16 protein-coding genes are annotated in these 12,221 nt (G+C 67.0%); 7 read left to right on the top strand and 9 right to left on the bottom strand.

The window, feature by feature from the left end; genetic code table 11:
- Window positions 1–17: 17 nt before the first annotated feature.
- Entirely contained in the window at window positions 18–230 is a 213-nt protein-coding gene (locus RKE40_RS19690; protein ID WP_316019919.1) for a hypothetical protein, read from the bottom strand.
- A 203-nt stretch (window positions 231–433) separates the two neighbouring features.
- On the opposite strand from RKE40_RS19690, the gene RKE40_RS19685 reads away from it, so the two are divergent.
- From RKE40_RS19685 to RKE40_RS19670, 4 genes are all read left to right on the top strand, one after another.
- Entirely contained in the window at window positions 434–676 is a 243-nt protein-coding gene (locus RKE40_RS19685; RefSeq protein ID WP_316019918.1) for a hypothetical protein, read from the top strand.
- 106 nt (window positions 677–782) lie between these two features.
- Window positions 783–1,541 carry a heme ABC transporter permease gene (locus RKE40_RS19680; protein ID WP_316019917.1) on the top strand — a complete coding sequence of 253 codons (759 nt, stop codon included), beginning with the start codon at window positions 783–785 and terminating at the stop codon, window positions 1,539–1,541.
- Window positions 1,538–1,714 (top strand): heme exporter protein CcmD, encoded by a 177-nt coding sequence (gene ccmD / locus RKE40_RS19675; protein WP_316019916.1) that lies wholly within the window; start codon window positions 1,538–1,540, stop codon window positions 1,712–1,714. The genes RKE40_RS19680 and ccmD overlap by 4 nt, the downstream gene beginning before the upstream one ends.
- Complete coding sequence (locus RKE40_RS19670) at window positions 1,711–2,310, top strand: DsbE family thiol:disulfide interchange protein (RefSeq protein ID WP_316019915.1); 600 nt, start codon at window positions 1,711–1,713, stop codon at window positions 2,308–2,310. Before ccmD ends, RKE40_RS19670 begins: the two co-directional genes overlap by 4 nt.
- Before the next feature lie 145 nt (window positions 2,311–2,455).
- Here the strand turns inward: RKE40_RS19670 and purQ are convergent, their stop codons facing one another.
- The 5 genes from purQ to purC all read right to left on the bottom strand — a co-directional run bounded on the left by purQ (window position 2,456) and on the right by purC (window position 5,360).
- A complete protein-coding gene (gene purQ / locus RKE40_RS19665) occupies window positions 2,456–3,151 on the bottom strand; it encodes a phosphoribosylformylglycinamidine synthase subunit PurQ (protein ID WP_316019914.1) in 696 nt (231 codons plus the stop codon).
- Window positions 3,148–3,654: a GNAT family N-acetyltransferase gene (locus tag RKE40_RS19660; protein WP_316019913.1), complete on the bottom strand. Its 507-nt coding sequence runs from the start codon at window positions 3,652–3,654 to the stop codon at window positions 3,148–3,150. The genes purQ and RKE40_RS19660 overlap by 4 nt, the downstream gene beginning before the upstream one ends.
- Window positions 3,651–3,893 (bottom strand): phosphoribosylformylglycinamidine synthase subunit PurS, encoded by a 243-nt coding sequence (gene purS, locus RKE40_RS19655; RefSeq protein WP_316019912.1) that lies wholly within the window; start codon window positions 3,891–3,893, stop codon window positions 3,651–3,653. Before purS ends, RKE40_RS19660 begins: the two co-directional genes overlap by 4 nt.
- Before the next feature lie 82 nt (window positions 3,894–3,975).
- The gene (locus RKE40_RS19650) at window positions 3,976–4,524 is read right to left on the bottom strand and encodes a hypothetical protein (protein ID WP_316019911.1); all 549 of its coding nucleotides are present in this window, start codon (window positions 4,522–4,524) and stop codon (window positions 3,976–3,978) included.
- 41 nt (window positions 4,525–4,565) lie between these two features.
- Entirely contained in the window at window positions 4,566–5,360 is a 795-nt protein-coding gene (purC, locus tag RKE40_RS19645) for a phosphoribosylaminoimidazolesuccinocarboxamide synthase (RefSeq protein ID WP_066473723.1), read from the bottom strand.
- A gap of 399 nt (window positions 5,361–5,759) precedes the next feature.
- Between purC and RKE40_RS19640 the strand changes: the two genes are divergently transcribed.
- Both RKE40_RS19640 and RKE40_RS19635 read left to right on the top strand, forming a co-directional pair.
- On the top strand, window positions 5,760–6,083 hold the full coding sequence (locus tag RKE40_RS19640; protein WP_316019910.1) for a DUF1476 domain-containing protein: 324 nt from the start codon (window positions 5,760–5,762) through the stop codon (window positions 6,081–6,083).
- Between the two features lie 176 nt (window positions 6,084–6,259).
- On the top strand, window positions 6,260–7,045 hold the full coding sequence (locus tag RKE40_RS19635) for an HpcH/HpaI aldolase family protein (RefSeq protein WP_316019909.1): 786 nt from the start codon (window positions 6,260–6,262) through the stop codon (window positions 7,043–7,045).
- 102 nt (window positions 7,046–7,147) lie between these two features.
- Here the strand turns inward: RKE40_RS19635 and RKE40_RS19630 are convergent, their stop codons facing one another.
- A complete protein-coding gene (locus RKE40_RS19630) occupies window positions 7,148–7,789 on the bottom strand; it encodes a DNA-3-methyladenine glycosylase family protein (protein ID WP_316019908.1) in 642 nt (213 codons plus the stop codon).
- 89 nt (window positions 7,790–7,878) lie between these two features.
- Here RKE40_RS19630 and gluQRS point away from each other — a divergent pair, with 89 nt between their 5' ends.
- On the top strand, window positions 7,879–8,760 hold the full coding sequence (gene gluQRS / locus RKE40_RS19625) for a tRNA glutamyl-Q(34) synthetase GluQRS (RefSeq protein WP_316019907.1): 882 nt from the start codon (window positions 7,879–7,881) through the stop codon (window positions 8,758–8,760).
- A gap of 35 nt (window positions 8,761–8,795) precedes the next feature.
- Here gluQRS and RKE40_RS19620 read toward each other — a convergent pair whose 3' ends face one another.
- Window positions 8,796–9,713 carry an AEC family transporter gene (locus RKE40_RS19620; protein ID WP_316019906.1) on the bottom strand — a complete coding sequence of 306 codons (918 nt, stop codon included), beginning with the start codon at window positions 9,711–9,713 and terminating at the stop codon, window positions 8,796–8,798.
- A gap of 31 nt (window positions 9,714–9,744) precedes the next feature.
- Window positions 9,745–11,778 carry a peptidoglycan DD-metalloendopeptidase family protein gene (locus tag RKE40_RS19615; RefSeq protein WP_316019905.1) on the bottom strand — a complete coding sequence of 678 codons (2,034 nt, stop codon included), beginning with the start codon at window positions 11,776–11,778 and terminating at the stop codon, window positions 9,745–9,747.
- Between the last annotated feature and the right edge of the window lie 443 nt (window positions 11,779–12,221).

The following is a 12,221-nucleotide window of genomic DNA, read 5'->3' as shown; positions in this document are numbered from 1 at the left end:
GCAACAAGGCCCGGCGGTCAGGCGCCGTCGAGTTCGAGCGCGCAGCCGCTTTGGGCGCCGAGTTGAGCGACGACGGCGGCGATATCCTCCAGCGCGACATTCTCGCCATTGAAGCGCAACTGAACCTCTTCAGCGACGGCGAAGACGTCGAGGACGCGGGACTCGCCAGCGCGCAGGCGCACGGTCGTCTCGATATCCCGCTGCATAGGGGCGGACAGCTTCATGAGCATGGGAATGCCCTCCTGCTGGCAAGAGTATCCCCCATTTTCGTGAAAAGCAAGAAAAAATGAGATATTTCAATTGGTTAGTAGATTGTGCCGACGCCGTCATGCCAGCATGACCCGCTGATTCTGCCGATTGCCCTTCTGCTTGCGAAGGGGCATTCTGCACCTATATCGTCAGTTACTCATTCGTAGCGTCGCGGGGGGCGCCAATGTCGGATCTCGAACGCGGCGAGCGGCTGCAGATCATGCTCAGCGCCGACGAGCTGCGTGCCGTCGAGAACTGGCGCTTCGAGAAGCGCATGCCGAGCCGCGCCGCCGCGGTGCGGGAGTTGCTGCGTCGCGGCTTGATCGCGGAAGGCTTTACGGTGGCGGGCGAGGGCGTGCGCTCGGGTCGGTTCGGCGTGGTCGACAAGAGTGGCGCCAACGAGTCCCGGGACCAGGAAGAGGACTAGCAGTCGGCCCTAACGTCGCAGGCGCGCCCGCCGGATTGTGAGCCGGGCCGGCGATTGCTACATGCTCTCTGGTCAAAAGAAGAGCATCGTCCTCTAGCGCGAGCCCATGGCAAGCCTGATCGAACTGGCCAATCCGGCGCGCTTCATGCGCCTTTCGAACGTGCTGCTGCCGTGGGTCGCCGGCCTCGCGGCGCTTTTGCTGCTCGTCGGCTTCTATCTCGCCTGGTTCGTCGCGCCGGCCGACTACCAGCAGGGCGAGACCATCCGGATCATGTACCTGCACGTGCCGGCCGCCTGGCTGGCGATGATGTTCTATTCGATGATGGCCTGCTCGGCGCTCGGCGTGCTGATCTGGCGTCATCCCCTCGCCGATGTCGCGCAGCAGGCGGCGGCGCCGATCGGGGCTGCGTTCGCTCTGGTCTGCCTGCTGACCGGTTCGTTCTGGGGCAAGCCGATGTGGGGGACCTACTGGGTCTGGGACGCGCGGCTGACCTCGATGCTGGTGCTGTTCCTGCTCTATCTCGGCGTCATCGCGCTGCGGCGCGCGATCGATGAGCCCTCGCGCGCCGGACGCGCGGTCGCGATCCTGACGCTGGTCGGCAGCGTCAACATCCCGATCATCAAGTTTTCGGTCGATTGGTGGAGCACCCTGCACCAGCCGGCCTCGGTGCTGCGGCTCAGTGGCCCGACCATCCATACCTCGATGCTCTGGCCGCTGCTGATCCTCGCCGTCGGCTTCACCCTGGCGGCACTGTGGCTGCACGCGGTGGCGATGCAGGCGGAGTTGCTGCGCCGGCGAGTGCGGACCCTGAAGATCCTCGAGGCGGAGCGCCTCGACCGGCTTTCCCTGCAGGCGGCGGAATGATCGCGGGACTTGGACCCCATGGCGGCTTTATCCTCGCCGCCTATCTGGCCTCGGGCCTGATCCTCTGCGGCCTCGCCACCCTGATCCTGCTCGACCGCCGGGCCCAGCGCCGCGCGCTGGCGGCGCTCGAGGAGCAGGGCATCGGCCGCCGCTCCGAACGGAAGACGTCATGAGCGAGACCTCCGCTGAAGCTCCGGCCAGGCGTTCGCCCTGGCTTTTCGCCATACCCCTCATCCTGTTCGGGGCGCTGGCGCTGGTCTTCCTGGCGGGCCTGTTCTCCGGCGATGCCAGCAAGGTGCCCTCGGCGCTGATCGGCAAGCCGGCACCGGCCGTCACGCTGACCGAGCTTGAAGGGCTGCAGCGCGATGGCAAGCAGGTGCCGGCCTTCGGCATGGCCGACCTCGCCAAGGGCAAGGCGACGATCGTCAACGTCTTCGCCAGCTGGTGCGCGCCTTGCCGGGTCGAGCATCCCTTCCTGGTCGCGATGGGCGAGTCGCCAACGGTCAAGCAGGGCAAGGTCGTGCTGGTCGGCATGAACTACAAGGACGAGGCCGAGAATGCCCGCCGCTTCCTGGGCGCGCTCGGAAACCCCTATTCGGCCGTCGGGGTCGATCGTCCCGGCCGCGCCGCGATCGAATGGGGCGTCTATGGCGTGCCCGAGACCTTCCTGATCGGCCCGGACGGGCGCATCGTCGACAAGCATGTCGGGGCGCTGACCGGCGAGAGCGCCGCCAAGATGCTGGCGAAGGCTGCCGCGCTGGTGAAGTGAGGCGCCCCGGCGGCGCGGACGGGCGAGACGGCTTAGGTCGCCTTGAAACGAAAAAAGCTGCGGCGGGCGCAGCTTTCTCGAAACACCGGTGTTCATGGCGCGCGCGGGTTCGTGTCCTCGCTCCCTCGGAGAACGAGGCGAGGCCTCAGGCCGCCTTGCGGCCGTTGACCAGGCTCTCGAACATGCCGCGCCCATCTGTGCCGCCGACGAGGCCGTCGATCAGGTTCTCCGGATGCGGCATCAGGCCGAGCACATTGCGGTTCGGCGAATAGATGCCGGCAATGTGGTTGAGCGAGCCGTTCGGATCCGCCTCGGCCGTGATCTGACCGTCCGCATCGCAATAGCGGAAGGCGACGAGGCCCTCGCCTTCCAGCCGGGCCAGAGTCTCGGCATCGCAGATGTAGTTGCCTTCGCCATGGGCGATGCAGACATCGATGATCTGCCCCTTGGCATAGGCGGAGGTGAAGGCCGTGTCGTTGCGCTCGACGCGCAGATGCTGGCGCTTGCAGACGAACTTCAGATTGGCGTTGCGGGCGAGCACGCCGGGCAGCAGCCCGGATTCGCAGGCGATCTGGAAGCCGTTGCAGATGCCGAGCACGAGGCCGCCGCGCGCCGCATGGGCCCGGGTCGCGTCCATAATGTGGGCGCGGCCGGCAATGGCGCCGCAGCGCAGATAGTCGCCATAGGAAAAGCCGCCGGGCAGCACGACGAGGTCGGTTCCCGCCGGCAGCTCGTGGTCGCCATGCCAGACATGCTCGACCGTGGCGCCGGCCTGCTTCAAGGCCTTGGCGACGTCGCCGTCGCGGTTCGAGCCGGGGAAGGTGATGACGGCAGCCTTCATGGATTGGCCCTTCTTGACTGGCGGTAGGTCTCGGCACTCATCGTCATGGTCATCACCGTGATGGCCGCGCTGCCGTGCCCCTGCTCCTCACGCCGGCTCTCCTCCCTCATCCCGAAGGAAGAGTAAAGGGCGATGCCGCTTGCATTGTAGGCACGCACGCCCAGCCGCGCACTGCGCGCGCCGAGCTCATCGAAAATCACATGCAGCGCATGGCCGAGCAATTGCCGGCCATGGCCGCGGCGCTGCTCCGCGACAGCGATGCGGCGCACCAGAATGGAGTCAGCCTCGATCGCAACGTCCTGCAGCATGACGAAGCCGGCGATGGCTCCGTCGGCCCTGCGTGCGACGAAATAGCGATGGGTCGGGTCGGCCATGCCGGCGAGGTGTTCCTCCCGACTCCAGCGGCCGACAGTCGCCTCATAGCCGGGCCTGCGCTCGCAGGCCATGATCGCGTCGATGTCGGCCGGCGTCGCCGGTACGATCATCGACGTGCCCAGGCTCACGCCTGCAGCTCAACGCGGTAGTTCTCGATCACCGTATTGGCGAGCAGCTTCTCGCAGGCGGCCTTGAGGGCCTCCTCGGCCACGGCCTTGTCGGCGCCGTCGAGCTCGATGTCGAAGACCTTGCCCTGACGCACCGAGCCGACACCGGCGATGCCGAGGGATTTGAGCGCACCCTCGATGGCCTTGCCCTGCGGATCGAGCACGCCGGTCTTGAGGGTGACGGTGACGCGGGCTTTCATCTTGATCTCCGGTCGGAAGTTTGGCGGTGGCTTAGCCGTGAATCGGCGCCGGCTCAACTCTTTGCTGGTCTCGGACGCTGTCTCAGCGGCTTTCCCAGGTGGCGCGGACATAGTCGCGGGCGGCCTGCGAATCATTGGTGACGGCGATGGCGAGCGAAAGCACCTTGTCCTTGCGGGCATAGAGGATCGCGGTCGAGGCGAGGCGGTGGCCCTCCCTGGCGCGGATCTCGACCAGGATGCCGTTGGTGCCGTCGAGCTTGAAGCGCGAGACGGTGGTGGTGCTCGCCGGCTTTGCCACCTTGGCCGGCTTCTTCGTCTTGCTGTCCGCGGGCTTCGCGAAGGCGTGGGCGAGCCGGGCAGGGTCGAGCGCGAGAGCCCGTTCCATCTCGATCGCCTCGCGGCCCTCGAAGTTCAGCAGGGCGGCGACGCCGGGGCGAACACAGTCCTCAGGCGGGCAATAGACGATCGCCTTCGGGGTGATGCCGTCATTGACGACCCAGCTCTGGATCGGCAGGGGCTCCCAGCCGCGGCCGGCGGCCAGCTGGACGAGGCCCGGGCCGAAATGGTCGGCGCAGCCGGCGAGCAGCACGACGGCCAGCGCCAGCGCACCAAAACGCAAACGGGAGCGCAAGCGCCCCCGTTTCGATGTCGGTTCGTCAGCGATCCCGGCGCTCACTGCACCAGGCGCGGCCCGGCGGGGCCGGTTTTTTCGTTCTCGCCCATGATGCCGAGGCGGCGCGCCACTTCGGTATAGGCCTCGATCAGACCACCCATGTCGCGGCGGAAACGGTCCTTGTCCATCTTGTCCTTCGACTTGATGTCCCAGAGCCGGCAGGAATCGGGGCTGATCTCATCGGCGACGACGATGCGCATCATGTCGCCTTCCCAGAGGCGGCCGCATTCCATCTTGAAGTCGACGAGGCGGATGCCGGCCCCGAGGAAGAGGCCGGAGAGGAAGTCGTTGACGCGGATGGCGAGCGCCATGATGTCGTCGATCTCCTGCGGCGTCGCCCAGCCGAAGGCGGTGATGTGCTCTTCCGAGACCATCGGGTCGTTCAGCGCGTCGTTCTTGTAATAGAACTCGATGATCGAGCGCGGCAGCTGCGTGCCTTCCTCGAGGCCGAGCTTGGTCGACAGCGAGCCGGCGGCGACGTTGCGGACCACGACCTCGAGCGGAATGATCTCGACCTCGCGAATCAGCTGCTCGCGCATGTTCAGGCGGCGGATAAAGTGCGTGGGAACGCCGATATCGTTCAGGTTGCTGAAGATGTGCTCGGAGATGCGGTTGTTGAGCACGCCCTTGCCGTCGATCACTTCATGCTTCTTGGCATTGAAGGCGGTCGCGTCATCCTTGAAATGCTGGATCAGCGTGCCAGGCTCCGGTCCTTCATAGAGGACTTTCGCCTTGCCTTCGTAAATGCGACGACGGCGGTTCATCGGGATATACCGTGGCTTGAGGAAATCCAAAGGGTCGGCCTCTCTCTTGTCGCGGTTTCCCGCGGCGGGATCTTGGCCCTGTTCAGCACGCTGTCGCGCAATCCCGTTGCTCTTTCGAGTTCGATCCTGACGCGCCGATCCGGCTGGCTCTCGCGCGCATGCTTCCGAATGGAACTGCCACGCTTCGCGCTATATGGGCCTTTCGCGCTGCAAAGGCAACAAAGGGCGCCGAGCGGCCGCGAAACCCCGGCAGGCGGCCTGTGAGGAGCCGCAGCAAGGCTCACGCCAGGAGCCGAGTCCGGCCAGGTTAAGCTACGCCAAGCGGCGGGTGCTCTAGCCGCATCCGCCGGCGCATTCTATATGGCGGGGAAGGCCGATTTAGACCGATCAGCCACGAGCCCCGCGATTCCGGAGAGGAACAGAACCGTCATGGCGACATTCGACCAGCGCAAGGATGCCTTCGAGAACAAGTTCGCGCATGACGAGGAACTGCGCTTCAAGGCGATGGCGCGCCGCAACAAGCTGCTCGGCCTCTGGGCCGCGGAAAAGCTCGGCAAGAGCGGTGCCGACGCCGATGCCTATGCCAAGTCGGTCGTGCTGGCCGATTTCGAGGAAGCCGGCGACGAGGACGTGGTGCGCAAGGTCAAGGCCGATTTCGCGGCCGGCAACGTCGCGGCTGGCGACACCGAGATCCGCCAGGTCATGCAGGATCTGCTGATCCGCGCGGCCGAAGAGATCCAGGCCGGGCGCTGAGGCGCCTCGTCACGGGGCCGCGCCGGGCAGGCGCGGCTGCCGGTGGGGAAAGACGCACGATTCGCAAGGCGTCCCCGAGCCGGGTGCATGCCGGATTGTTTGCCTTTGGCCCGCAATTGGGTCCAGTTTCAGCGCGCCGCCGACAATGAGCGGCCGCAACCGGATGAAGCTGCCCGATGACCGCCCCCAAGCCGACCGTGCTCTCCTCGCTCGCAGACCGCCTCGCCAAGGGCGAGACCCTGCTTTCCGCCTGGTGCGGCCTGCCGGATCCGAGCGTTTCCGCGATCCTGGCGCAGGAAGGCTTCGACGCGGTCACGCTCGACATGCAGCATGGCCCGATCACGCTCGGTGAAGTCATCCGGGCGATCCCGCTGATCAACGCCGCCGGCAAGCCGGCCCTGGCCCGCATCGCGGTCGGCGAGTTCCAGAACGTCTCGAAGCTGTTCGATTCCGGCGCCTCCGGCGTGATCGCGCCGATGATCAATACGATCGAGGATGCCCGCCGCCTCGCGGCCTACGCCAAGTACCCGCCGCATGGCGAGCGCAGCTGGGGCAGCTATGGCGGCCTCGGCGCCTCAGGCCTCGACCAGAACGGCTATCTCAGGCAGGCCAACGACTTCTCGCTGACCTTCGCGATGATCGAGACCCGCGAGGCGATGGCGATCGTCGACGACATCCTTGCCCTCGATGGGATCGACGCGCTCTTCGTCGGCCCGTCCGACCTGTCGATCGCGCTCTCGGGCGGCGCTTCCGTCAACGCCTCCGCCAAGGAGGTCGACGACGCTGTGCGTCATATCGTGGCCAGGGCCAATGCGGTGAACAAGCCGGTCGCCTTCTATGCGGCGAGCGCCGAGCGCGCCAAACAGGGCGTCGAGATGGGCGCGCGGCTGGTCACGGTGATGAGCGACACCGGCCTGCTACGTGCGGCGAGCCAGGCGGCGCTCAAGGTCATCAAGGGCTGAGGCCCGACTTCTCCCGCGATTCTTCGAGTCGCGGGAGTGCTTGGCTTTCTGCTTCTCACATTTTCTTCACGCGAACCGCCGCCCGCTTCGCCCGAAAATGCTCTAGGCGTTGACGCCCTCGCGCGCCTTGAGCGCGGCGTAATAGGCCCAGAGCAAGCGGGCCGCGACGCCGCGCCAGGGCCGCCAGGCTTCAGCGAGGGCGAGCAGTTCGGCCGGCTTCGGCCGGGCCGCCAGCCCGAAGGCGAGCTTCGCTGCCTCCTGCACGGCAAGATCGCCGGCGGCGAAGCCGTCGCGGTGGCCGAGGCAGAACAGCAGATAGACATCGGCCGTCCATGGTCCGATGCCCGAGACGGCGGTCATGTGCTCGTGCACGAATTCCGGCGTCGCCGCTTCCAGCCCGGCGAGGTCGAGGCGACCTTCGGCGATCGCGGCGGCTACCGCCCGCAGGGTCTTCTGCTTTGGCCGCGACAGGCCGGACAGCCGCATCTCCTCATCGTTCGCGAGCAGCACCCGTTCAGGCGTCAGCGGGGCGAGTACGCCTTCCATCCGTGTCCAGACGGCACGGGCGCTGGCGACCGAAAGCTGCTGCGAGACGATGATCGAGGCGAGGCTGGAAAAGCCGCTGTCGCGCCGGCGCAGCGGCGGGATGCCGGTGCGCGCAATGATCGGCTCCCAGGCGGGGTCGAGGGCAGCGAGGGCGGCCATGCCCTCTTCGAGATCGGCGTCGCAGGTGATTCTCGGCATGGCGGGCAATCTATGGTGCAGGTTTGCGCCGATCCTGTCAGGAGGACGTGGGCTTGGCGACGCTCGGCTCCGACCATAGACAGGAGGCGATGGCGAAGTCCCCACCCGTTTTCCGTTTCGCGCCGAGCCCGAACGGGCGGCTGCATCTCGGCCACGCGCTCTCGGCGCTGACCAATGCCCGCCTGGCCGCCGCGTTCGGCGGGCGGCTGCTCCTGCGGATCGAGGATATCGACCTCACGCGCTGCCGGCCGGAATTCGAGCAGGGAATCCATGACGATCTCGCCTGGCTCGGCCTGCATTTCGACGGCATGGCCCGCCGCCAATCCGAGCACTTTGACGATTATCGCGGGGCGTTGGACCGGCTCGACGCGATGGGGCTGGTCTATCCCTGCTTCTGTTCGCGGCAGGATGTGAAGAGCGCTGTTCGACGGCGCGAAGCCGAAACCGGCGAGCCCTGGCCGCGCGATCCCGATGGCGCGCCGCTCTATCCCGGAAGCTGTCGCGGCTTCTCCGAAGAGGAGCGGCACCGGCGGATGGCGGCCGGCGAGCCGCATCTGCTGCGTTTCGCCATGGATCGCGCGCTCGCATGTGCGGGCGCGGATCTGTCCTATGCCGCCTTCGATGCCGAGGGTGGGGAGCGCCGCGTCGCCGTGGATCCGATGCGCTGGGGCGATGTCGTGCTCGCCCGCAAGGATACGCCGACGAGCTATCACCTCTCCGTCGTCGTCGACGATGCGCTGCAGGGCATAAGCCATGTCGTGCGCGGCCGCGATCTCGAGGCGGCGACCGATATCCATGTCGTCCTGCAGCGCCTGCTCGGCCTGCCGACGCCCCTCTACCATTTCCACCCGCTCTTGGCCGACGAGACCGGCCAGAAGCTGGCGAAGAGCCGGCAGTCGCTAGGCCTCGCAGATCTGCGGGCACAAGGGGTGACGCCTGCCGAGATTCGGGGGCAGCTCGGTTTCACGTGAATCGCTGATCGCCGAATCGGCGGACCAGCCGCGGCTCAGCCGGCTCCGAGCCAGGTCAGCCAGCCGATGGTGGTGAACAGCGAGAGCGCCGTCGACAAGGCGATCGCGCTCGAAGCGTCGGCCATGCCCTGGCGGTAGCGCTCGGCGAACAGATAGGCGTTGATCCCGCAGGGACAGGCGGCGAACAGCACCGCGACGCCGGCCCAGACCGGCGGCATGTCGAAGACCTTTGTCGCCAGCACCAGCACGATCAGCGGGTGGATGATCAGCTTGAGCGTGCTCAGCACGACCGGCAGGCCGATGCCGGAGGCCAGGCCATAGCGGCGTAGCGCGATGCCGAGGCTGATCAGCGCGCAGGGCACGGCTGTCGCGGCGAGCAGGTCGACGATCGTCCAGAAGGGGGTCGGTACGTATTCGACGACCGGGCGCGTGGCGGCACCGAGTAGGATGCCGAGAATCAGCGGATGCGTGAACAGGCGCCGGATCAGCAGGCCGAAGGAGGCGGTGCGGCCCTCGGCCAGCAGGGTGGCGACCGTCATGGTCACCGGCAGATGGATGACGAGCAGCAGGCCGAGCGGTACAGCGCCGGCATCGCCATAGGCCTTCAGGATCATCGGGATGCCGACGAAGACCGTGTTCGACTGGGCGGCGGCGAAGCCCGAGACGACGAGCTCGGGACCCTTGCGCCCGAAGACGCGGCTCGCGACCAGTTGGGCGGCGATCCAGACGATGGCGAGCCCGCTGAAATAGGAGATCCAGTAGCCCCAGGGCTGCGTCGCGGGGATCGCGGCGGTCGCCAGCGTCTTGAACAGCAGGCAGGGTACGGCGAGGACGAAGACGAAATCGGAGAGCCCTTCGCCGGTGCTTTCGCGCAGGAGCCTGGTCCAGCGTGCGCCATAGCCGAGCGCGATCAGGCCGAAAACGGGCAGGACGGTCAGTAGCGATGTGAGCATCGGACCTCGGGCTCCGGCGCGGAACGGGGGCCTAGCGCGCCTGCGCGGTCTGACCCCCGGCCCGGACGATCAGCCCTTGAATCTCGTCGCGCTGGCGGTTGAACTCGACGAGGGTACGGCCTTCGAGCTCCCGGCCGCGCGGCACCTTGATCTTCATCGGGTTGACGAAGTTGCCGTTGACCATGACCTCGTAATGCAGATGCGGGCCGGTCGAGAGGCCGGTATTGCCGAGGAAGCCGATCACCTGGCCCTGGCGAACCTTGACGCCGGGCGCGATGCCCTTGGCGAAGGCCGACTGGTGCGAATAGCTGGTGACGTAGCCGTTGGCGTGCTGGATTTCGATGCGCCGGCCATAGCCCGAATCCCATTCCGCCTTGATGATCGTGCCGTTGCCGGCCGCGAGAATCGGCGTGCCGATCTTGTTCGCCCAGTCGACGCCGGTGTGCATCTTCGAATAGCGCATGATCGGGTGGTAGCGCATGCCGAAGCCGGAGCGCATCTCGGCATCGCTGATCGGCTTGCGCAGCAGGAACTTCTTCAGCGAACGACCTTCCGGGTCGAAATAGTCGATCAGCCCGTCCTCGGGCGCCTGGAACCGGTAAACCTGCCGCGTCTCGCCGCCGACGGTCAGAGAGGCCGAGAGGATCTCCGGGCGCTCGCCCTCGTCCTCGTCGGTGAAGATGACCTCGAGGCTGTCGCCGCCGCGCACGCGCTGCTGAAAGTCGAGATCATAGGAGAAGATGCGCACGAGCTCGTCGATCAGGGCCCGCGGCAGGTCGTGGCGCAGGCCGGTCTCGTAGAGGCTTTCATAGAGGCGGGCGCCGGTGCCGCCGCTCTCTTCTTCCTCGTCCTCCTCGTCGTCATTGCCGGACTGGGCCTTCTGCTGCGGGCTGAGCGGCTCGGCCTTGGGCAGGGCGACCGGCGTGAAGACGCCCTTGTCGTTGACGGCGACCATGGCGGCGGGCCGGCCGTTTTCGAGCAGGGAGACGCGGACGATCTGGCGGCCGTCGCCCGGCCGCGGCCCGGGCGCGAACAGGGCCTGCAGCACCTGGCCTTCCGGCAGGGCCGCGACCTTCACCTTGCCGCCGAAGGCGTTGATCATCGAGACGATCTGGTCGCGATTGGCGCCGGCATTGCGGACCACGGTCTCGAAATTCTCGCCGCGGCGCGTGATCAGCAGCTTCTCTTCGACCAGCGGCTCGCGCGTCGCGGCGATCGGCGCCTTCAACGCGTTGGTGACGTTCTCCGGAACGACGCGGACCTCGATGCCGGAAAAGGAGGTGTCGGTCGCCGGCGCGTAGCCGAGCAGATCGCCGGTCGTCGCAGCCGTGGCACCCTGGCCAAGCGTGCGGCTGAGCATCAGCTGCGGCGGAATCGGCAGCGCGGCTCTGCGGTCGCTGGCGGCGAGGTTGGCACGCTCCTCCTCCATCTGGGCGATCACGTCGGCGTCGCTCAGATTGGCCTTGGTCGCCTGGATGGTCAGCTCGGCGAGGTCCCGCTTGGTGATCGAGACGTCGGCATCGGGCAGTTCCGTCACCGGCTCGGCATAGCGCTCGCTGCCGGGGGCGCCCTCGGCGAAGAGCCGGAGCGGATTGAAGGGCGGAATGTTGGTGGCGTAGACGCCGGTGGTCAGCGAGAGATTCGAGGCGAGGCGCACATAGGGGCGCACCTTGATCACCTCGCGGTCGCCGACGCGCTGGGACATCGGCGCGCGGGCGGTGTGCCTCGCCGAAGCGATCGGTTGCTCGGCGACGAGCTTGTCGCCCTTGCGCGCGCCGCCGCCTGCGCCTGTCACCTGGCGAGCGGTCACCGTTTCCGGACGCTCGGCAAAACTGGTGTCGCCGCGCATGGCCACGAGAATCGCCCCACCGAGCAGCGCCGCGCCGCAGGAGCCGACGAGCATGCAGGCTGAAAGCCAGCGCAGCGAGACGCCGCGCCGGTCGAGCCCGGCAGGGGATACGCCTGCGGGCTGGATCGGCGGATCGATGCCGAGATCGACGAGCAGCGCTGCCGCTTCGGGCGTCAGCGGTTCGTGCGGCAATCTCAGTTCGGGGGGGGCGTTCATGTGGTGAGCTTGGCCGAATCCATTGATCGCCCGACGGGCTGGTGCCGCAGGCGGCAGGTTCTCCTAGAAACCGGAACGAACATGCCTTCCTCGCGCGTGGGAATCAAATCTGACCCACGAGAGCGGACGTGCAGTCGCGCGCGAAAGGGGGATTGAAGGGGGAATGCGGCCCTTTGCGGGCGGAAGCTTCCAGACCGGCCAGCGGCGGGCCTTTTGGTGAGTTCGCGCGGGCCGCGACGGCCCTTCGCCGAAAATTTTCGGCGAAGCCTTTGATTGTCCGAAGCTATTCTGCCCGGGGTGCTTTCTGTCTAAAAAACTTCACGAAGGTTGTTGACAGTCTGAGATGGTTGCTTCTATAAAGCGGCCATCGAGACGGCGACGCCGCTGGCGGCGCCGCTCCTGCTTCACTGGAACGTTGGGCGTGGTGGCCGAGAGATCGGTTC

It is taken from the genome of Allobosea rubneri (genome assembly GCF_032464875.1).
GTDB lineage: Bacteria > Pseudomonadota > Alphaproteobacteria > Rhizobiales > Beijerinckiaceae > Allobosea > Allobosea rubneri.
The sequence above is the reverse complement of the archived record's forward strand: the minus strand, read 5'-3'. Positions and strand labels throughout refer to the sequence as shown.

Coding starts and splice junctions, on each gene's coding strand:
- purQ (WP_316019914.1), bottom strand. CDS start 3,151: ATGAAGGCTGCCGTCATCACCTTCCCCGGCTCGAACCGCGACGGCGAC.
- RKE40_RS19640 (WP_316019910.1), top strand. CDS start 5,760: ATGGCGACATTCGACCAGCGCAAGGATGCCTTCGAGAACAAGTTCGCG.
- RKE40_RS19690 (WP_316019919.1), bottom strand. CDS start 230: ATGCTCATGAAGCTGTCCGCCCCTATGCAGCGGGATATCGAGACGACC.
- ccmD (WP_316019916.1), top strand. CDS start 1,538: ATGATCGCGGGACTTGGACCCCATGGCGGCTTTATCCTCGCCGCCTAT.
- gluQRS (WP_316019907.1), top strand. CDS start 7,879: ATGGCGAAGTCCCCACCCGTTTTCCGTTTCGCGCCGAGCCCGAACGGG.
- RKE40_RS19615 (WP_316019905.1), bottom strand. CDS start 11,778: ATGAACGCCCCCCCCGAACTGAGATTGCCGCACGAACCGCTGACGCCC.
- RKE40_RS19685 (WP_316019918.1), top strand. CDS start 434: ATGTCGGATCTCGAACGCGGCGAGCGGCTGCAGATCATGCTCAGCGCC.
- purS (WP_316019912.1), bottom strand. CDS start 3,893: ATGAAAGCCCGCGTCACCGTCACCCTCAAGACCGGCGTGCTCGATCCG.
- RKE40_RS19635 (WP_316019909.1), top strand. CDS start 6,260: ATGACCGCCCCCAAGCCGACCGTGCTCTCCTCGCTCGCAGACCGCCTC.
- RKE40_RS19670 (WP_316019915.1), top strand. CDS start 1,711: ATGAGCGAGACCTCCGCTGAAGCTCCGGCCAGGCGTTCGCCCTGGCTT.
- RKE40_RS19630 (WP_316019908.1), bottom strand. CDS start 7,789: ATGCCGAGAATCACCTGCGACGCCGATCTCGAAGAGGGCATGGCCGCC.
- RKE40_RS19620 (WP_316019906.1), bottom strand. CDS start 9,713: ATGCTCACATCGCTACTGACCGTCCTGCCCGTTTTCGGCCTGATCGCG.
- RKE40_RS19680 (WP_316019917.1), top strand. CDS start 783: ATGGCAAGCCTGATCGAACTGGCCAATCCGGCGCGCTTCATGCGCCTT.